The sequence below is a fragment of the Halomonas sp. ATBC28 genome, from assembly GCF_005937175.1.
In the GTDB taxonomy this organism is placed as follows: domain Bacteria; phylum Pseudomonadota; class Gammaproteobacteria; order Pseudomonadales; family Halomonadaceae; genus Vreelandella; species Vreelandella titanicae.
Genome location: NZ_VCQL01000014.1, coordinates 1 through 18,417, shown reverse-complemented (window position 1 = coordinate 18,417; position 18,417 = coordinate 1). Strand labels below are relative to the sequence as shown.

The following is an 18,417-nucleotide window of genomic DNA, read 5'->3' as shown; positions in this document are numbered from 1 at the left end:
CTCTTGATTAATATTCCCTATTAGATGCAAAGTCTCTACCAACGATGACATTGAACCGAGATATTGTCGGTTGAAAAGACCGACGGCAGAGCTTGCTTGTCCTTTTCCGTCTCGCTGACTGTCATGATGCAAGGCCTTGCATACATCACTTTTTTCATACAAGCCCTAGTCACGAGCTGCTACGAGAGGATGCCACTGGCACCGCTATGACTTTAACAGAACTTCGCTACATCGTAACCCTTGCCCAGGAGCGTCACTTTGGCCGTGCGGCGGAACGCTGCCACGTTTCACAGCCCACGCTCTCGGTGGCGGTGAAAAAGCTGGAAGAAGAGCTCGAAACGCCGCTCTTTGAGCGTTCCAAGTCCACCGTCCAAGTTACCCCGCTGGGTGAAAAAATCGTCGCCCAGGCCCAGCGTGTGCTGGAGCAGAGTAGCCTGATTTTTGAGCTCGCCAGTGCGGGTAAAGATCAGTTGGCCAACCCGCTGCGCATTGGGGCGATTTACACCATTGGGCCCTACCTGTTTCCTCATCTAGTGCCTGCCCTGGCGAACGCGGCCCCGCAAATGCCTCTTTATATTGAAGAGGGCATGACCGGTACGCTGCGCGCCAAGCTAAGAAGCGGTGAGCTGGATGTGATTATTGTGGCATTGCCGTTTACTGAAACCGATGTGGTCACCAAGCCAATCTACGACGAAGCCTTTGAAGTTCTCATTCCCGCTAACCACCCATGGGTCGAGCGGGAAGCGATCAATAAAGAGGACTTACTCGAAGAGCGCCTGCTGCTGCTCGGCGAAGGACACTGTTTTCGCGATCAAATTCTGGAAGCCTGCCCGGCGATTACCCAAAAACTCAACAGCCCCAACAATACGCTGATCGCCGAAGGCGGGTCGCTGGAAACCATTCGCCATATGGTGGCCTCTCGATTAGGTATTACGGTGCTGCCGCAGTCTGCGCTGGGCACCGACCAGTATGAAAATGCCATGCTGGCCAGTCGGCCATTTGTGGAGCCAGCGCCGTCGCGCACCGTGGCGATCGCCTGGCGGGCGAGCTTTCCCCGTCCTAAGGCTATTGAGGCGCTGATTCAAGCGATCAGCCACTGCCGCCAACCTACTAAAGCCGTGAAAAGCGCCCTATGAGTGATCTTTCCGCGCCCATCACCGCGCTGAAGGGCGTAGGCGAAGCGCTGGCGCTGAAACTGGGTCGATTGGGTATCGAGCAGGTAAGCGACCTGTTGTTCCACCTGCCGCTGCGCTATCAGGATCGCACGCGGCTTACGCCTATTGGCCTGCTGCGTGCAGGTCAGGAGGCGGTGATAGAGGGCGAAGTGACCGCTTGCGACGTAGTCAAAGGGCGCCGCCGCAGCCTGCTGGTGCGCCTGCGTGATGCTAGCGGTATTTTGAGCCTGCGGTTTTTTCACTTCTCACCGGCCCAGCAGCAACAGATGCGCCCAGGTGCGACCGTGCGCGCCTTTGGCGAAGCGCGGGCTGGGGCGACCGGTTTAGAGATCTACCACCCGGAATACCGGCTCAGTGGCGGTAGTGAGACCCCGGTGGAGGAGTATTTCACGCCTATTTATCCCACCACCGAAGGGTTGAACCAGCCGCGGCTGCGTGCTCTGGCTCAGCAGGCGCTCGGTTTACTGGACAGCGCCCCCGAGGCCTTGCCCGATGTAATACCCGATGCCCTGCTTCAACGCTTTCAGTTGCCAGGCCTACACGCCAGCCTGCACTTGCTGCACCAGCCGCCTCCCGATGTGAATATAGAGCAGTTGACCAGTGGCCAGCACCCGGCCACTCGGCGGCTGGCGCTGGAAGAGCTGCTCGCCCACCAACTAAGCTTGCGCGAAGTTCGCCTGCGTATTCAGGCGGATGGCGCACCGACGCTACCCTCTGGGCGCAGTCTGCAGGCGCGCTTTTTGGCCCAATTACCGTTTGCCTTAACCGGTGCCCAGCGCCGCGTTCTGGAGGAGATCAGCCACGATTTAAGTCGCCCGGCACCGATGCTGCGGCTGATCCAGGGCGATGTCGGCTCGGGAAAAACCGTGGTCGCCGCCATGGCCGCGCTGAGCGCCCTGGCGGGCAACTGCCAGGCGGCGATCATGGCGCCGACTGAAATCCTCGCTGAGCAGCACTACCGCTCGTTTAAAGCCTGGTTTGAGCCGCTGGGGATCGAAGTGGCATGGCTGGCGGGCAAGCTCAAAGGCAAGGCGCGGCTGGATGCTAAAGCGGCGATTGCCGATGGGCGTGCGCGTATGGTGGTGGGCACTCACGCACTGTTTCAGGACGACGTGCACTTCCAGTGCCTGGGATTGGCGATCATTGACGAGCAGCACCGCTTTGGCGTGCATCAGCGCCTGGCGTTACGCGAGAAGGGCGAGGCGGGCGGGCTAACCCCACACCAGTTGATCATGACTGCCACGCCGATTCCGCGCACTTTGGCCATGAGCGCCTACGCGGATCTGGATGTTTCGGTGATCGACGAGCTACCCCCCGGCCGTACACCGGTAAAAACCGTGGTGGTGCCCGACGAACGCCGCCCTGAAGTGGTTGAGCGTATTCGGCTGGCCTGCAGCGAAGGTCGTCAGGCGTATTGGGTGTGCACGTTGATTGATGAATCCGAGGCGTTGCAGTGCCAGGCGGCCGAGGTTACCCGCGATGAGCTAACCATAGCGCTGCCCGAGTTGGCGGTGGGCTTGGTTCACGGGCGCATGAAGTCGAGCGAGAAAGCCGAGGTGATGACCGCCTTCAAAGCGGGGGAGCTGGATTTGCTGGTGGCTACCACGGTGATCGAGGTGGGAGTGGATGTACCCAACGCCAGCCTGATGATTATCGAAAACCCCGAGCGTCTGGGGCTTTCCCAACTGCACCAGCTGCGCGGCCGGGTAGGGCGTGGCAGCACGGAAAGCTTCTGTGTGCTGCTCTACCACCCGCCGCTGTCGAAAAGCTCCCGCCAGCGCTTGGCGGTCATGCGCGAAACCACCGATGGCTTCCGCATCGCCGAGAAAGACTTGGAAATCCGCGGCCCCGGCGAAGTGCTCGGCACCCGCCAAACCGGCCTTGCGCAGATGAAAATTGCCGACCTGGAACGCGATGCCGACCTGCTAGAGCGGGTAACGGCCATGGCCCAAACGCTGCAGGGCAGCCCAGACGTTACCGCTGTCTTGGTGCGCCGCTGGCTTGGCGAGGCGGCAGGGCGCTATGGGCAGGTGTAGTTAGCTTGGTTAGACGCTAGCGGTGCTTGGCGTATGCTCTTCACTTCCCACCAGACGATTCGCAGCTTCACCCAGCGGGGCGAGCTGCTCGGTAATAAGGCGTAGCTGGCTTTGGATAGGGCGGTAGAGCGTGACGGCTTTTTCATCTGCTGATAGCGCACTTTTCTCTTCTAGCTGGGCTAATAACTCGGCAGCTTGATCCGCTAGTGGCTCAACCGGCTGGCGCTGGTTTAATCGCTCGGCGATTTGTCCCAGCAGCTCACCAATACGTTTTGCTACCGGCACTAGCGTGGCATCGTCTTCATCGTCTGCCAACTGGTGGCGATGGGCGCCCAGTGCAGAGAGGTGGCTGAGTAGGGTATTGGAGAGCACCAGAAAGCGCAGCCCGTTGTCCGCGTCCAGTTTCCGGTAATGCCCCGGCTCATGGAGCATATTGGTGAGCAGGGTGGAGAGCGCTGCATCGGCGTTATGGGCATTGCGCCGCGCCAGGCGATAGGCCAAGTCATCCTGCTTGCCCTCCTCGTACTGGTGGATAATCTCCTCCAGGTAGCGGCGGTGGTTATTGAGCGCGTTGGCGGCTTCGCGATAAAGCCTGCGACCCTGCCAGTCGGGCAGAATAAAAAACACCGCTAAGCCAGCGATGAGTGAGCCAAGCAGGGTATCGAGCAGCCGCGGTAGGATCAGGTTATAGCCGTCGCCTACCTGGTTGAAGCTGCACAGCACGAGCAGGGTGATAGAGGCAGTAGCGATTACATAGTGTTTTTCGCGGTTAGCGAAGAACGAGACCCCGGCGGCCACGGCTATCATGCTCTGCACCAGCGGGTGCGGAAAGAGGCTGATCGAAGCCCAGCCCACTACCAAGCCAAGTACCGTGCCCATTATCCGTTGGGACAAAAACCGCCGTGTGGTGGCAAAGTTGGGCCGGCAAACAAACAGCGTGGTCAACAGAATCCAAAAGCCCTGCTCGGGGTCGATCCACTGCATCAGCCCATAGCCGGTCGTGAGGGCAATGGAGAGCCGCACTGCATGGCGAAAAGTGGGGGAGCCGAGAGTAAAGTTTAGGCGCACCCGCTTCCACGCTTCCTGCAGACTCGACGGCGAGCGGTCATACAGCGAACTGTCGCGCCGCTCATCGCTGACGCCGGGGTTGTGGGCGCTGGCGAGCTGATTTTCCAGGGTGGCCAGGTTCTCTGCCAGCGCGCTCAATGGGTAAAGCAGTGGGCGCCACTCGGGCTTGCCACGGCCGCGCAGGTTCTCAATCGAGGCGTGCAGGTCAGCCAGCGCCTCTTCACTCTGCTGATGATCAAACGGTCTATTGAGTAGCAGCGATTTGGCTAGCTGACGGCAGGAGCGCCCTTGTTGATCCAGCAGCCGCTGGCAGCGAAACAGCACATCGTGGTGGAAAAAGGCTTTGCTGAGCGCGCTGTAGGGGTAATGGGTGGAGCTGGCGCGTTCGTGAATATCCTGGGCAATAAAGTAGATACGCAGGTAGCGGTTGAGTTTTTGGTCGCCGCGCTGGCCTTCAAGCCGCCTAAAAATCATCTCTTTGGCTTGATTGAGCGCAGCGACGACTTTGCCGTTCTGGCGCGCCAAGGCCACCCGGCGGGCTTCCACATCCACACCGCGCACCGGTTCAAACAGCGCCGATTTCAGTATCAGAAACTCACCCAGCGCTTTGTACACCCGTGCCATGCTCTGCTTGACCGGTTGGCGCGAAAACAGTGCGCACCACACCACCGAAATTAGCCCATACCACACCGCTCCAGCCAACAGCAGCAGTTGGCGCGCCGCCACGTCTTCATCCACCCCGCCGTGCTGCTCGATGTTGATCATCGAGTAGATCGAGAGTATTAGCGTGCCGGAAGCGATGGTGGCATAACGCTGTCCGATTGCTCCGAGCATAATCAGGCAAAAGGTCGAAAGCCCCAGGCCCACTACAAATAGCCACGGCCAGGGAAATAGCCACTGCACGATAAAGGAAGCTGACGTAAAACACACCAGCGTTACCAGCAGTGCCTGAAGACGGCCTTGCCAGCTGTCGTCAGTTTCAGACAGCGCGCAGGCGATAATGCCGAGAAAAAGCGGAATGACCAGCGCTACATCGCCCATTAAGCCGCTAAATAGCAACGCACCGCTGAACGCTATAAAAACGCGCAGACTGTAGGCGAATTTATCAAGAGTCCAAAGGCGCCGTAGCGGCAAAGATATGGGCATAAAAGCTCTTATAGATGGTTGTTAGACTTTAGTATAAATGCGTAGGCGTTGGATGTCGCTACTCAGCACTCAACGTTTGGGTGTTCTAAAAAATAGCGCACTAAAGCCCTATGATTGAAACAGTAACCTTTCGATACTCGGAGTGACTCTAAAAAAAACAGGGACACTCCTATGGATATCAAACTGCTGCTGGACTGGCGTCTTCACCTTACGGTGATTGTGACGTCGATGTTTGCCGAGTGGGTCGGCATCGTACGCATCCCCCTCGGGCCTGGAACACTGTTGTTATTACCGCTGCTCTATGCCTTTGTGATTGGCGTTCTGTTCAACCCTCATCTTTTTTCGGCAATGGGCAAAGTCATTCCCAAGCCGGTCAGCAATGCGGCGGGCCCGATTATTCTAATCGCCATCCTGCCGTTTATCGCCAAATTCGGTTCCACCATTGGCCCAGCGATCGAGCAGATCATCGCCGCCGGCCCTGCACTGATTCTCCAGGAATTGGGTAATCTGGGCACCATGCTCATAGCGCTCCCCTTTGCAGTATTAGTCCTCAAAATGGGACGTGAAGCGATCGGTGCCACTTACTCTATCGCCCGTGAGCCCAATATTGCCATTATTTCAGATCGTTACGGGCTGAGAAGCCCTGAAGGTATCGGTATTATGGGCGTTTACGTAGTGGGCACCATGTTCGGTACGCTCTATTTCGCCTTAATGGCGGGCTATATCGCCTCGCTGGATATTCTCGATATTCGTGCTTTGGCCATGGCCTGCGGGGTGGGCAGTGGCAGTATGGTGGCGGCGTGTTCAGCAGCTTTAGCTGAAGCGGTACCCGCATCCAAAGACGAACTACTCGCCTTTGCCGGGGCAAGCAACCTGCTTACCTACGCCACCGGTCTGTATATCTCGCTATTTATCGCGCTACCGATCACTGAGTGGATGTACAAGCGCTTAAAAGGCTCGCGCCAGGAGGTTAGCCATGAAAACTCATGAGAGCCCAATCGATCAGTTCGATGCTGAGGCGTTAAAAGAGCTACGTCCCGAAAATCAGCTAGGCAAAACCGCGTTGGTACTGGCGGCAGTGTGTGTGGCGGCGTGGTTTAGCAATATCGTCAACGGTTCACCTTTATTAGATGCGCTGCCCGGCATGTTGATTCTGTATGCCATGGTCATTATCGGCTTGGTGGTTGGGCGGTTTTGCCCTTTTTACCTGCCCAGCGTGGCCTGGGTGTCGCTGGTGAGTATTATCGCGACGCTGCCGTTCTTCCCGGGTAATGGGTGGATCATCGCACGGTTGGCCGAGGTGGATTTCCTGGCAGTGGTCACGCCGGTATTGGCCTACGCAGGGCTGGCGCTTACCGGTCGTGAGTTTGCCATGTTCAAGCAGACTGGCTGGAAGCTGGTGATTGTGGCCCTGCTGGTCTTTACCGGTACCTTTATTGGCTCTGCCGTTGTCGCCCACTTGATGCTTTAAGGACAAGACGATGACTGCTTCAGTGGACTTACCGGATTGCGCAGAACTAAAAACGTGGCGCCATGATTTCCACCAGCACCCGGAAACGGCTTTTGAAGAGCACCGCACCAGCGCACGCATTGCCGAGCTGCTGACTGAGTGGGGCTTTGAGGTAACCACCGGGATTGCCGGAACGGGTGTGGTAGCCGCTCTGGATGGTCAACAAGGTGAAGGTAAAACCATCGGCCTGCGGGCCGATATCGACGCCTTGGATATTCGCGAAGAGACTGCGCTTGCCTACGCGTCGCAAACGCCGGGCAAGATGCATGCCTGTGGCCACGATGGACACACTACCATGCTGTTGGGCGCTGCCTGGGCGTTAAAGCAGCAGCCGGATTTCAAAGGCCGGGTGGTGTTCATCTTTCAACCCGCCGAAGAGAACGCAGGCGGCGGGCGGGTGATGGTTGAAGAGGGGCTGTTTGAGCGCTTTCCCATGGATGCCGTGTACGGCTTGCATAACTGGCCGGGTCTGCCCGTAGGCGTGGCAGCGGTGCACGATACCGACGTCATGGCCGCCTTCGATGTCTTTAGCCTGACGCTGACTGGCAAGGGCTGCCATGCGGCGATGCCCCATTTAGGTACTGATACGGTGTTGGCGAGCTGCCAACTGATCAGCCAACTGCAAGGGCTGGTGAGCCGCGAAACGCCGCCAGACAAATCTGCCGTGCTGAGTATTACCAGTATTAACGCGGGGGATACCTTCAATGTGATTCCCGAACAGGTGGCGCTTCGCGGCACGCTGCGCTGTTTTGATATGGCGCTTAAAGAGCACTTGGAGGCACGCTTTAAGCAGGCGATTGCCAGCTTGGCGGAGTTTCACGGCTTAACCGTTGAGCTGGATTACCAGCGCTGCTATCCCGCCACTATCAATACCCCTGAACATGCCCAGCACTGCGCCTCGGTGCTGGAAAGCTTACTCGGCAGCGACAATGTGGTGCGCAACCCGCCGCCCAGTATGGCCTCTGAGGATTTCTCGTTCCTGCTGGCCGAGCGCCCAGGTGCCTATATCTGGATGGGCAATGGCGAGGAGTCCGCTTCGCTGCATAACCCCCGCTATGACTTTAACGACGCGTTGCTGCCGCTGGGCACGCGCTACTGGGTGGAGCTGGTAAGGGCGTTACTCGTCTAAATTCCTGACTTAATACACGTTATTCGCTCTCTGATGCCCTCTGGGTAGGGGAGCGTCTACCCGGAACATAGCGTCTTCATGACGTTTAAAGGAGCTTTACTATGTCTTTAGTCACCACCCCTTTATCGATTACCGTCATTGGTTTGGGGCAGATGGGCGGCAATATGGCGCTCACCCTCAAAGCAGCAGGGTTTGAAGTAACGGGTAGCGATGTATTTGAGCAAGCGCGATCGCGTCTTGCTGCTCAAGGACTAACCGTTGTGGCTCCCGAAGAATTACCCGCTAGCGACGTTTACCTGCTGTCGTTGCCCACCTCTGCCCATGTGCGTGAGGTGATCGAGCAATCGCCAGGCCTGCTTGACCTTGCGCCGAAAGGTAGCGTGATTGTCGATACCTCCACCAGTGACCCCGCCGTGACGCGTGAACTGGCCGAAAAAGTAACCGCAGCGGGCCTTCTATGGTTGGATGCCCCGGTCAGCGGCGGCCCGAAAGGAGCTGCCAGCGGCAAGCTAGGGATGCTGTTAGGAGGCGATGTCGCCACCATTGAGCGGGTATTGCCGATGCTGGAAGCCATGTCGGCCAAGCGTACCCATGTGGGCGGCCCGGGCAGCGGCCATGTGGTCAAGCTTGCCAATAACTACCTGTGTGCCGCGCACTTGTTAACCACCGCCGAAGCCGTTGCTATGGCAGTCAAGGCGGGCGTTGACCCCGCGGCCTGCTTGGCGGGCCTTAACAGTGGCTCGGGGCGCAGCGCGGTCAGCGAGGTGAACTTCCCAGAGTGGGTGTTGAGTGAGCGTTTTGACTCAGGCTTTACCACCGGTTTGATGCGTAAGGATTTACGTTTGGCCCGGGATGCCGCTGAGCAACTGGATATCCCCTCGCCGCTGTTACAAGCCGTGGTCGATGCCTGGCACGCGAACCCCGAACAACCAACCGATAGCGATGACTTTAACCATATCACCACGCCGATATTAGCGCGTGCCAGCCAGGCGGAGGAGCAGTAATGAACGCACTTAGCCAACATGCCCAAGATCACCTTGCCACGCTACTCGAAGGTTTTGGATTAACGGCCACCACGCTGCTGAGCAACTGGGTTGATGGCGGTTTAGTGGCGGGAGAGGGGGACGTGATCACCCTGACCAATCCAGCCACCGGCGAAACGCTGGTGAGCTATCGCGATGCGGGTGCTGGACTGATTAAGCGTGCTACCCAAGCGGCACAGCGAGGCCAACGCGAATGGATGGCGCTAACCGCCAGCGAGCGTGGACGGCGCATGAATGCCGCCATACGCGGCCTGGCGGGCCATGAAGAGGCGCTGGCTCAGCTGGAAAGTGTGGTGGCCGGTAAGCCGATTCGTGACTGCCGGGCTGAAGTAGGCAAAGTACGCGAGATGTTCGAGTACTACGCGGGGTGGTGCGACAAGCAGCATGGCGAAGTGATTCCAGTGCCTACCTCGCATCTTAACTATGTGCGCCATGTACCTTACGGCGTGGTGGGGCAGATTACCCCCTGGAATGCCCCGATGTTCACCTGTGCCTGGCAGTTAGCCCCTGCCATTGCGGCGGGCAATGGTGTGGTGCTAAAGCCTTCCGAACTGACGCCCTTTTCATCGGTGGTGATTGCCAAGCTACTTGAAAGCGGCGGACTTCCTAAAGGGCTGATCAATATCGTCAACGGGCTGGGCAAGTCGACCGGCGCAGCGCTGACCGACCACCCTGCCATCAGCAAACTGGTGTTCGTGGGCTCTCCCCAGAGTGGTCGCATGATTGCTGAAGCGGGCGCGAGGAGGTTGGTGCCCAGCGTGTTAGAGCTGGGGGGCAAATCCGCCAATATTGTGTTTGCCGATGCCAAGCTGGATGAAGCTGTCGCGGGTGCCCAGGCGGCCATTTTTGCCGCCGCCGGCCAGAGCTGTGTGGCGGGCTCGCGGCTGTTGATCGAGCGCCCGGTGTTTGAGCAAGTCACCAGCCGTTTGGCGCGGGCGGCGGAACAGATTTCGGTGGGCCTGCCTAACGATGAAGCGACCCGCATGGGGCCTTTGCAGAATCACCGCCAATTTGAGCAGGTCACACGCATGATCGACGCGGCGGTAGCCGCTGGCGCAACGTTGTTAACGGGCGGTAAACGGCCAGAGGGATTACCTACCGAGGCTCAGGGCTACTTTATCGCCCCTACCGTGCTGGTCGATGTCACGCCGGATATGGAGATTGCTCAACAAGAAGTGTTCGGTCCGGTGCTGGTGGCCATGGCCTTTGACAATGAAAATCAGGCCATTCAGCTCGCCAACGAGACCCGCTTTGGCTTGGCTGGCGCCGTTTGGAGCCAGGACGTAGCGCGAGCGCATCGCGTAGCTGGGCAACTGCGTGCTGGTACGGTATGGATCAATAGCTATAAGGCGATCAGCGTGATGTCACCGTTTGGTGGCTTTGGCGATAGCGGCTTCGGTCGCTCCAGCGGCTTGGATGGCCTGCGCGAATATACGGTGCCGCAAAGCGTCTGGGTGGAAACAGCCCCTGAAGCCAGTGTGGCGTTCGGTTACGGCAGTGGTGTTGGTTGATCGCTTACCGAGCCTGGGGCGCGAAACGCCTGCATCCAGCGCTGCAGGTGGCGTAGCAGCAGAATGCTGGCCTTGGGCTGTTGGCGGCCTACCCGCGTGACCATGTGGGCCTGGGAGCGCTGAAAAAGCGGATTATCTACCGGGCGCGCCACTAACGTGCCGAGCTCTAAATCGTGGGCGACGGCAAAGGCGGGTAGCAGTGTAATCCCCATACCGCTGCGCACATATTGGGCCAGAATCACCATTGAGTTGGTATTCATCGCCATGCGCGGGGCTATACGCGACTGCTGAAAGGCTTGGTCAACCATTTGACGCACCCCATGGGTAGTGTCCCACATGGCCATGGGCTGGTCGCTAAGCTGGGTAAGCGTGAGCGGCGCCGTTTGGCTGGTTAACGGGTGGTCGGGCGGCAGAATGGCCATGAGTGGCTGAGGAGTAGATGACCAGAAACGCAGCTGGGGATGGGTACGCTCATGGAACATCAAGCCGATATGACTGTGATCGCCGACAACAGCGTCAATAATGCCCGAGGTGCCTGCGGTATGGATATCGAGCTGAATGCCCGCATAGCGTTGGGTAAATTCATGCAGTGGGGAGGCTACTAGGTCACTGACAAACCCTTCTCCGACGGTAAGCGATATCTTGCCGGTTTCCATGCGTTGGTAGGATTCAAGTGACGCAATAAACCCTTCATCAAGGGCGCCGCGGCGCTCGCAGTACTCAAGCAGCATTTCGCCTACCGGAGTAGGCGAAATGCCGTCGCGCTGACGCTCCATAAGCGTCGCTCCCAAGGCTTCTTCCAGCAAAGCAATTTGCCGGCTTACCGCCGAGGGAGCAATATCCAAGCGCGCCGCTGCGCGGCGCACGGAGCCAGACTCAAGGGTAACGCGAAAGTAAACGAGGCGTTGATGAGGTATGTCCATCGATAGCTTTTATACCTCTACCTTGTTCAGCCTAAATTTATTTAATCTAAGCCGTTACCCTATGCCAATCGTAAACCGCTACAAATACTTGAGTAGTTTTTGCAGCTTATTCATATCGGCGGAATCACCCACTAAGCGCACGTCGCCGTTTATCATGCCGTCGAGAAAGGCCTGCTGTGTTGGCTTTTTGAGCACTTTCAAGGCGGTATTCTGATCACGGAAGCGTAGCTCAAGATCTAAGTCCACAGGCAGCCCTTTGCCGGTACTGATACTTTTCGGTGTCATCCGGTAGTGGCGGGCAATACTTAGATCTTCCGTGGCAATCCCCCAGTCCAGGCCGCGCATGCGTTCTAACTGTTCACGAAAGCGCGGCTTGCGGCGCAGGGCACGTTTGAGCAGTACGCCCAGTAGCCACAGCGTCAGCTTGAGCTTCATTAAGAAACGGCGTCCTTAAGTCCTTTGCCTGGCTTAAAGGCAACGTTTTTGCTGGCCGGAATCTGCAGCGGGGCACCGGTTTGCGGATTTTTGCCGGTACGTGCTGCGCGCTCACGTACCGTGAAGGTACCAAAACCAATCAAAGCGACATCTTCGCCCTTAGCAACGCTGTTGGTGATCTCATCCAGAATAACGTTCAGCACTTGGCCAGCTTTATCTTTGGATAGGTCGGCACTTTCAGCGATGGCTGCAGCGAGTTCAGGTTTGCGCATAAGGAATCTCCCCTTTTTAAAAGAAATCAAACATCAAACAAATGCATGTTGTTGGGTGCGTAGCCGATTAGGTTAGCTTCTCTAGCCTAGTCGTGAACGCGACGAAAATCAGCCTAGCAGTGCAGGTGCTGCTCTGGAAAGCTCCACTTTCCTTCTCACGCAGCCGCCTGTCAACGCAAAACCAATCAAACGACCGTCTTTATTTTCAGCCAAGGCACTGATATCACCGCCTTCGCCTTCAATTCGCCAGTGCTCAGGCGTGTTCGTTGGCGGGTAGGCCACCACTGGTAGCAGCGGCGTTTTAACCACTACCGGCCAAGCACCGAAGCTAACCGGCGTAGGCGCGCCTGAAAGGGTTGCCGCCAGCGCCTTAACGCTGGCTTGTAGTGGCTGCACGTACATGGCATTAACACCGTCTACGCAGGCTGCATCGCCTAGGGCGTGGATATTGGAGTGCGATGTACGCAACTGGCGGTCAACGACTATACCGCCAGGTGATACGTTTAAACCAGCCGATTCGGCAAGTGCTGTGCGAGGTGCAAGGCCGGTTGCCATCAACACGAGATCGGCGCTGACAGCGTCGCCGTTATCCAGACGTAATACGATATCTTCGCCGCTTTCGGCCGCTATCGAATCAATCGAACGTGCAAGGTGAAGATGGATACCTGCTTCGCTAAAGGCATCGCCTAGGGCGTTCCCTAAGGGCGGTGGCAGCAAGCGAGGAAGTAGGGTTCCTTCTGGGGCAATGAGGCTGACACGATGGCCGCCAGCGTGGAGGTCGTTGGCAAATTCACAGCCGACCAGCCCCGCGCCAACAATCGCCACCCGTGCAGGGCCCTGGCCTAGCGCCGTGTGAAAGCGGCGGTAGTCATCCAGGTCGTTAATGGTAAAGCAGTGTGGGGCTACGCTGGGTTCAATGCTGAAGGGCACCCGTGGTGCAGCGCCAGTGGCCAGTACCAGTGTGTCGTAGCCGAGCACCATGCCGCCTTCGAGCAGAATTGTTTGGTTATCCACATCCAGTGCGGTTACCTGGGTGTGGATAACCATTTGGGCATTTAGCTCTTCGCCCAGGTCAGTAGCGCTGCGCTGGGCTAATTGTTCGGGCACCAGGCCCTTGGCGAAGCCGGTGGAGAGCAATGGCTTGCTGTAATCATCGCCGCTGTCGGCGCTCACCAGCGTGATTGAGCGTTGGTCGCCCAATCGGCGCAACGCCCGGGCAAGGCCAACCCCTGCCATTCCAGTGCCAATAATCACCAGCGCAGCGTGCGAAGAGGTTTTCTGTGTTTGGGTGGCGGGCATGCAGACACCAAAAAAGTTGCTAAATAAGGTTGCGAAAAAAGAAGCGCTAAACCGAGTCGTTAAAAAAGTCGCTGAAACAAAAGCCTTTCAGTGCTCATGTTACACTAGCCAACCCGTTAATTGCCCTGGAGAACTCGGTGACGGCTGCTGCTTTTCGGCAAACTCCTCTATTTTCCCGCTGGCGCCCGATTGATGCGGCGCGCCCGGCGATGAGTGCTTCCTGGTGGCAGTGGGTTGCCTCCACCGACTCGTTAACCGCCCACTTAATGGTCGCAGGTGGCGAGAAGCCGTTTCGAGTACGACTGTTGCGCCAGGGGGTTGGTTGGCCGCGCCAGGATGAGGCTCAGGCGCTGGGCATTGGTGCCAAGCGTTACGCCTGGCTGCGGGAAGTGGCGCTGTGCTTAGATGGAACGCCATGGGTGGTGGCGCGCTCGGTCGCCCCGCTCTCTCAGGTAAAGGGCCAACGGCTAGAGTGCCTGGGCGAGCGCTCGCTAGGTAGTTGGCTATTTCGCCAGCCGGGTTTAGTGCGTGGGCCATTGGAAGTAACGACGCATTCCCCCCAGTTTGCTAGCGTCAACGGCATACAGGAAGGCTGTGCTTGGGGAAGGCGCTCTGTTTTTTATCACGGCTGTAAGCACGGCAGTCTGTCGTTATTAGTGCAAGAGTATTTTTTGGCGGCGATGGCGGATGATCTTGGCCTGCCTTCGCGCTAGGCTAGCGCCTGCATCTTATTCTTCGTGAGGTAAGCATGGATCGTTCACTGTTGCGGCCGAAGGGATGGGCTCGCGTGGCAGATTTTTTACAGCTGATGCGCTTGAATCGGCCGATAGGCACATGGCTTTTGATGTGGCCGACGCTGTGGGCATTATGGGTGGCTGCGGAAGGTGTACCAGGGCGAAATGTGCTGCTGATTTTTGTGGCCGGCGTTTATGTGATGCGCGCTGCGGGCTGCGTGGTCAATGACTATGCGGATCGCCACTTCGATGGGCATGTGAAACGCACAAAACAACGTCCGCTAGCGACGGGCCGTATCAGCGAAACCGAAGCTCAACTGCTGTTTATCGCCCTGGTGGCCGCTGCGTTTATTCTGGTATTACTGACCAACTGGTTTACGGTGCTGCTCTCGCTGGGCGGGGTGCTGCTGGCGATTATTTATCCGTTTATGAAGCGCTATACCCACTTTCCTCAGGTGGTGCTGGGCGCGGCTTTTTCCTGGGCAATTCCGATGGCTTTTGGCGCCGTGCTCGGCCACGTGCCGCTGGAAGCATGGCTGCTATTCTGCGCTAATGTGTGCTGGACAGTGGTCTACGATACCCAGTACGCCATGGTCGATCGCGACGACGATTTAAAAATTGGCATTAAATCGACGGCCGTGCTGTTTGGAAATGCGGATCGTTTGATTATCGGCTTACTCCAGCTAGCCACCCTGGGATTGCTGGCTTGGGTAGGCTGGTGGGTTGGTTTAGGTGGTTTCTTCTGGTTAGGGCTAGCGGCAATGGCAGCGACTTTTCTGCATCAGCAGCGCTTAATTCGCGACCAGGAGCGGGATGCCTGCTTCCAGGCGTTTCTCAATAATCACTGGTCGGGACTGCTGATTTTTGCCGGTATCGCGCTAAGTTGGTGGCCTGCGGCTGGCTGATCGAGGCGATTGTCATGTAATTGTCATCAAGTCATGGTGTTATCGTCACTGACATGTCATTGATCTGTTTATCTTTGAACTGTTTTTCTTTGAACTAGTTTCTTTGAATACCGTGAGGCTCTGGTATGACCGCCAAGACCGTTCTGATTGTCGATGATGAGGCGTCGATTCGCGAGATGATCGCGGTAGCGCTGGAAATGGCTGACTATCGCGTGCTCGAAGCGGATAACGCCCAGGATGCCCATGCCATGGTGGTCGACCACCAACCCGATTTACTGCTGCTGGACTGGATGATGCCCGGCACTAGCGGTATTGAGCTGGCGAGACGCCTAAAGCGTGAAGAAACCACCGCTGAAATCCCGATTATTATGCTCACCGCGAAAGGCGAAGAGGATAATAAAATTCAAGGGCTTGAAGCCGGTGCCGATGACTATATCACCAAGCCTTTTTCACCCCGGGAATTGGTGGCACGGCTAAAAGCGGTGCTGCGCCGTGCGACGCCACGTGGCGTTGAAGACCCGATTGAGATTAACGGCCTGCTGCTTGATCCGGTGAGCCACCGGGTAAGTGCCCACGGCAAAGCGCTGGAAATGGGCCCCACCGAGTACCGTTTGCTGCAGTTTTTTATGACTCACCAAGAGCGCGCTTACACACGTAGCCAGCTGCTTGACCAAGTGTGGGGCGGCAATGTTTACGTTGAAGAGCGCACGGTCGATGTGCATATCCGCCGCTTGCGTAAAGCGCTGGGCGACGTGCATCAAAACCTGATCCAAACGGTTCGGGGTACCGGTTACCGTTTCTCTGCACGGGTGTAAATGTGCGTTTATGGAGTCGTGAGCTGTGGCGAATAGCGTGGCTGGCCACGCTGGGCACTTGCTTGGGCTGGCTGTTGGGCTCGGCTGGGCTGGGGCTCGCAGCAGGGCTTGCGGGATGCCTGTTTTACCACTTACGACAGTTACGCGAACTCTATTTGTGGCTCACCCTCCACCCTAACGATGAACCGCCTGCCGCTCGCGGGATGTGGGGCGAGCTATTCGATCGTTTATACCGCTATCAAAAAAGTCAGCGCATCACCCAAAGCCGTCTGCGGGCTACTTTGGCACGTATTCAAGAGTCGTCTGAAGCAATGCGTGATAGCGTGGTCATGCTTGATCGCCACGGTGATTTGGAATGGTGGAACAGCGCCGCCACCGCCATGCTGGGGCTACAAACCGCCCATGATCGTGGTCAACACATTACCAACCTACTGCGCGACCCGGGCTTTATCAGCTATTTTAATTCGCGTAACTACAGTGAGCCGTTAACGCTCACCTCACCGATTGATGAACGGCGAATCCTGCAGTATCAAATTACCCTCTACGGTGACGACGAACGCTTAGTGATGGCTCGCGATATCACCCGCTTGCATCGTCTTGAGCAGATGCGGCGCGACTTTGTCGCCAACGTTTCCCATGAGTTACGTACGCCGCTGACCGTTCTCTCCGGCTATTTGGAAACCTACAGTGATATCTCCGACCAGCTTCCGCCGCGCTTGGGACGTAGTATTCAGCAAATGCAGGAACAGACCCAGCGGATGCAGAATCTGGTCAACGATTTATTGCTGCTCTCGCGTTTGGAAATTGACCAGGGCGGCCAAGATCATCATCCACTGCCACTCGAGCCTTTACTGCAAAGCGTTTGTGATGATGCGCTGGCCCTATCGCATCAACGTCATACCATTACCGTCGCCCTTGAGAGCGATGCCCGACTGTTAGGCAGTGAACAGGAGATTCGCAGCGCCGTCTCTAACCTTGCCTTTAATGCGGTTCGCTACACGCCTGCTGGCAGCCAAATCACCCTGCGCTGGAAAGCTAGCGCTACTGGTGGCGGCTATATCGATGTGGAAGATAACGGTGAAGGGATTGATCCCGTTCATATTCCCCGACTAACAGAACGCTTTTACCGTGTTGATAAGGGGCGCAGCACTGCGACTGGCGGCACAGGTTTAGGCTTGGCGATCGTTAAGCACGTGCTGTTGCGCCACGATGCGCAACTACAAATTGAGTCCCTTCCCGGCAAGGGTGCGTTGTTTCGCTGCGCCTTCCCCCCCTCGCGTCTTGTTTAATTTAGCAAGTCATTCCATCGCATAATATTTGTAACAATGTGCAATATTGGCATGCAAGGTTGGTAAAGCTTTACCCATGTGCCATTTTTACACAGCTCAAAGCGTTGTGTCGTGACTCAGTTGATGCCTTTTTGGCATAACTTATTTTTAAGTAAGAGTTTGATTTTGTTGTTTTTATTTATATTCTTCAGTTTTTTGGCATGCCTTCTGCAGAGTACAGATTGAAGGAAGATGACCGCAGGAATTGCTGGCTTCTCAGTAAGCCTTTCTTTCTTCATTAAGCGGTACTAAACAGCGATCGGAGGTAGGATATGACGTCCAAGGATTTTCTCAAGAAAGCTGGCATTTTAGGTGTATCTTTTGGTCTGATGGCAAGCCCATTAGCTTTTGCACAAACTGATGAAAATTCGGCGATTGGCGAAAACCAAGGTATTACCGCTGACGAGCAACCGATGGATTCCCAAGGTACCGGTAGTTCAACTGGCAGTGATACAACAGACATGACTGACGATTTAACCCATGACGAAGGTGATGGTGCCAGCGACATGGATCCGCAATCAAGCAGTCACTCAGACGATGCTGAGTATGACAAGGATGAGCTTGTAGAAGAAAATGGCGGTAGCTAATTATCAATGACCTTTTAGATATCATTAAAAGCTTTTTCAGAGAATGAATAAGCGATTAACAGGATGTTACAAAAGCAAGAATGCTTTTAAGATTCACGGATGAATCAGTAGGCAATCAGAACACTAGTCAGGGTTAATTCCAAGGTTGGAGCCCCGCACAAGGAGTGGAAGCTAGCGTTAGTTATTACCTATAGCCAATTCTGATATCGGGCCCCGCAATGCGGGGCCTAATTTTTGCTGCCTACTTTTTATCTCGCTTATCCCCCCGCTACTTTCTCCCCTATCTTTTCCGCCGATCTTTCTTTGCGCCTCTCTATCCAATGCCATGTCTTGTTTTTTATGAATTGATGCCGTAGCGCTTTGTTGGCATCGAGTGTAGTGGTCAACTAATACCGGACAGTAATTTAAGATTTTCCTCAGCCCCTACGGGAGAAATGCCACCGTTAAATGAGTGAGGTCGCTGCTGGTTGTAGTAACCCATTAGATAATCACTAACGTCTT

General features: G+C 56.4%; 17 protein-coding genes. 12 read left to right on the top strand and 5 right to left on the bottom strand.

Features of this window, described 5'->3' with window-relative positions; all coding sequences use genetic code 11:
- The first annotated feature begins 206 nt into the window (after window positions 1–206).
- Entirely contained in the window at window positions 207–1,136 is a 930-nt protein-coding gene (locus E0L35_RS16185) for a hydrogen peroxide-inducible genes activator (RefSeq protein ID WP_022521096.1), read from the top strand.
- Window positions 1,133–3,211: an ATP-dependent DNA helicase RecG gene (gene recG / locus E0L35_RS16180; RefSeq protein ID WP_027958725.1), complete on the top strand. Its 2,079-nt coding sequence runs from the start codon at window positions 1,133–1,135 to the stop codon at window positions 3,209–3,211. The genes E0L35_RS16185 and recG overlap by 4 nt, the downstream gene beginning before the upstream one ends.
- 9 nt (window positions 3,212–3,220) lie before the next feature.
- Here recG and yccS read toward each other — a convergent pair whose 3' ends face one another.
- Window positions 3,221–5,425 (bottom strand): YccS family putative transporter, encoded by a 2,205-nt coding sequence (gene yccS, locus E0L35_RS16175; RefSeq protein ID WP_089691108.1) that lies wholly within the window; start codon window positions 5,423–5,425, stop codon window positions 3,221–3,223.
- A gap of 171 nt (window positions 5,426–5,596) precedes the next feature.
- On the opposite strand from yccS, the gene E0L35_RS16170 reads away from it, so the two are divergent.
- The 5 genes from E0L35_RS16170 (at window position 5,597) to E0L35_RS16150 (ending at window position 10,618) form a co-directional block, all read left to right on the top strand.
- A complete protein-coding gene (locus E0L35_RS16170; protein ID WP_027958724.1) occupies window positions 5,597–6,415 on the top strand; it encodes a DUF3100 domain-containing protein in 819 nt (272 codons plus the stop codon).
- Window positions 6,402–6,896, top strand: coding sequence for an ABC transporter ATP-binding protein (locus E0L35_RS16165; protein WP_027958723.1), 495 nt, complete (start codon window positions 6,402–6,404; stop codon window positions 6,894–6,896). Before E0L35_RS16170 ends, E0L35_RS16165 begins: the two co-directional genes overlap by 14 nt.
- A gap of 10 nt (window positions 6,897–6,906) precedes the next feature.
- A complete protein-coding gene (locus tag E0L35_RS16160; RefSeq protein WP_027958722.1) occupies window positions 6,907–8,064 on the top strand; it encodes a M20 aminoacylase family protein in 1,158 nt (385 codons plus the stop codon).
- A gap of 101 nt (window positions 8,065–8,165) precedes the next feature.
- Complete coding sequence (locus E0L35_RS16155) at window positions 8,166–9,068, top strand: NAD(P)-dependent oxidoreductase (RefSeq protein ID WP_009286303.1); 903 nt, start codon at window positions 8,166–8,168, stop codon at window positions 9,066–9,068.
- Complete coding sequence (locus E0L35_RS16150; RefSeq protein ID WP_022521102.1) at window positions 9,068–10,618, top strand: aldehyde dehydrogenase family protein; 1,551 nt, start codon at window positions 9,068–9,070, stop codon at window positions 10,616–10,618. The genes E0L35_RS16155 and E0L35_RS16150 overlap by 1 nt, the downstream gene beginning before the upstream one ends.
- Here the strand turns inward: E0L35_RS16150 and E0L35_RS16145 are convergent.
- The 4 genes from E0L35_RS16145 to E0L35_RS16130 form a co-directional block, all read right to left on the bottom strand.
- Window positions 10,597–11,541, bottom strand: coding sequence for a LysR family transcriptional regulator (locus E0L35_RS16145; RefSeq protein WP_009286301.1), 945 nt, complete (start codon window positions 11,539–11,541; stop codon window positions 10,597–10,599). The genes E0L35_RS16150 and E0L35_RS16145 overlap by 22 nt on opposite strands.
- Window positions 11,542–11,619: 78 nt before the next feature.
- A complete protein-coding gene (locus E0L35_RS16140) occupies window positions 11,620–11,976 on the bottom strand; it encodes a hypothetical protein (RefSeq protein WP_022521104.1) in 357 nt (118 codons plus the stop codon).
- Window positions 11,976–12,248, bottom strand: a complete 273-nt coding sequence (locus E0L35_RS16135) for an HU family DNA-binding protein (RefSeq protein ID WP_007112276.1) — start codon at window positions 12,246–12,248, stop codon at window positions 11,976–11,978. Before E0L35_RS16135 ends, E0L35_RS16140 begins: the two co-directional genes overlap by 1 nt.
- A 108-nt stretch (window positions 12,249–12,356) precedes the next feature.
- A complete protein-coding gene (locus tag E0L35_RS16130) occupies window positions 12,357–13,547 on the bottom strand; it encodes an FAD-dependent oxidoreductase (protein ID WP_138800857.1) in 1,191 nt (396 codons plus the stop codon).
- 137 nt (window positions 13,548–13,684) lie between these two features.
- Here E0L35_RS16130 and E0L35_RS16125 point away from each other — a divergent pair, with 137 nt between their 5' ends.
- From E0L35_RS16125 to E0L35_RS16105, 5 genes are all read left to right on the top strand, one after another.
- Window positions 13,685–14,260 carry a chorismate lyase gene (locus E0L35_RS16125; protein ID WP_171051172.1) on the top strand — a complete coding sequence of 192 codons (576 nt, stop codon included), beginning with the start codon at window positions 13,685–13,687 and terminating at the stop codon, window positions 14,258–14,260.
- A gap of 35 nt (window positions 14,261–14,295) precedes the next feature.
- On the top strand, window positions 14,296–15,186 hold the full coding sequence (gene ubiA, locus E0L35_RS16120; RefSeq protein ID WP_138800855.1) for a 4-hydroxybenzoate octaprenyltransferase: 891 nt from the start codon (window positions 14,296–14,298) through the stop codon (window positions 15,184–15,186).
- A gap of 125 nt (window positions 15,187–15,311) precedes the next feature.
- Window positions 15,312–16,001, top strand: a complete 690-nt coding sequence (gene phoB, locus E0L35_RS16115) for a phosphate regulon transcriptional regulator PhoB (protein ID WP_009286297.1) — start codon at window positions 15,312–15,314, stop codon at window positions 15,999–16,001.
- A 2-nt stretch (window positions 16,002–16,003) separates the two neighbouring features.
- Entirely contained in the window at window positions 16,004–17,290 is a 1,287-nt protein-coding gene (gene phoR, locus E0L35_RS16110; protein WP_022521109.1) for a phosphate regulon sensor histidine kinase PhoR, read from the top strand.
- 311 nt (window positions 17,291–17,601) lie between these two features.
- Window positions 17,602–17,916, top strand: a complete 315-nt coding sequence (locus tag E0L35_RS16105; protein WP_138800854.1) for a hypothetical protein — start codon at window positions 17,602–17,604, stop codon at window positions 17,914–17,916.
- Window positions 17,917–18,417: the final 501 nt, after the last annotated feature.

Bases quoted from the DNA above. Each gene is read 5' to 3' on its own strand.
- recG (WP_027958725.1), top strand. From the start codon at position 1,133: ATGAGTGATCTTTCCGCGCCCATCACCGCGCTGAAGGGCGTAGGCGAA.
- yccS (WP_089691108.1), bottom strand. From the start codon at position 5,425: ATGCCCATATCTTTGCCGCTACGGCGCCTTTGGACTCTTGATAAATTC.
- E0L35_RS16155 (WP_009286303.1), top strand. From the start codon at position 8,166: ATGTCTTTAGTCACCACCCCTTTATCGATTACCGTCATTGGTTTGGGG.
- phoB (WP_009286297.1), top strand. From the start codon at position 15,312: ATGACCGCCAAGACCGTTCTGATTGTCGATGATGAGGCGTCGATTCGC.
- E0L35_RS16135 (WP_007112276.1), bottom strand. From the start codon at position 12,248: ATGCGCAAACCTGAACTCGCTGCAGCCATCGCTGAAAGTGCCGACCTA.
- E0L35_RS16140 (WP_022521104.1), bottom strand. From the start codon at position 11,976: ATGAAGCTCAAGCTGACGCTGTGGCTACTGGGCGTACTGCTCAAACGT.
- E0L35_RS16170 (WP_027958724.1), top strand. From the start codon at position 5,597: ATGGATATCAAACTGCTGCTGGACTGGCGTCTTCACCTTACGGTGATT.
- E0L35_RS16160 (WP_027958722.1), top strand. From the start codon at position 6,907: ATGACTGCTTCAGTGGACTTACCGGATTGCGCAGAACTAAAAACGTGG.
- E0L35_RS16145 (WP_009286301.1), bottom strand. From the start codon at position 11,541: ATGGACATACCTCATCAACGCCTCGTTTACTTTCGCGTTACCCTTGAG.
- E0L35_RS16165 (WP_027958723.1), top strand. From the start codon at position 6,402: ATGAAAACTCATGAGAGCCCAATCGATCAGTTCGATGCTGAGGCGTTA.
- E0L35_RS16185 (WP_022521096.1), top strand. From the start codon at position 207: ATGACTTTAACAGAACTTCGCTACATCGTAACCCTTGCCCAGGAGCGT.
- E0L35_RS16150 (WP_022521102.1), top strand. From the start codon at position 9,068: ATGAACGCACTTAGCCAACATGCCCAAGATCACCTTGCCACGCTACTC.
- E0L35_RS16105 (WP_138800854.1), top strand. From the start codon at position 17,602: ATGACGTCCAAGGATTTTCTCAAGAAAGCTGGCATTTTAGGTGTATCT.
- E0L35_RS16130 (WP_138800857.1), bottom strand. From the start codon at position 13,547: ATGCCCGCCACCCAAACACAGAAAACCTCTTCGCACGCTGCGCTGGTG.
- ubiA (WP_138800855.1), top strand. From the start codon at position 14,296: ATGGATCGTTCACTGTTGCGGCCGAAGGGATGGGCTCGCGTGGCAGAT.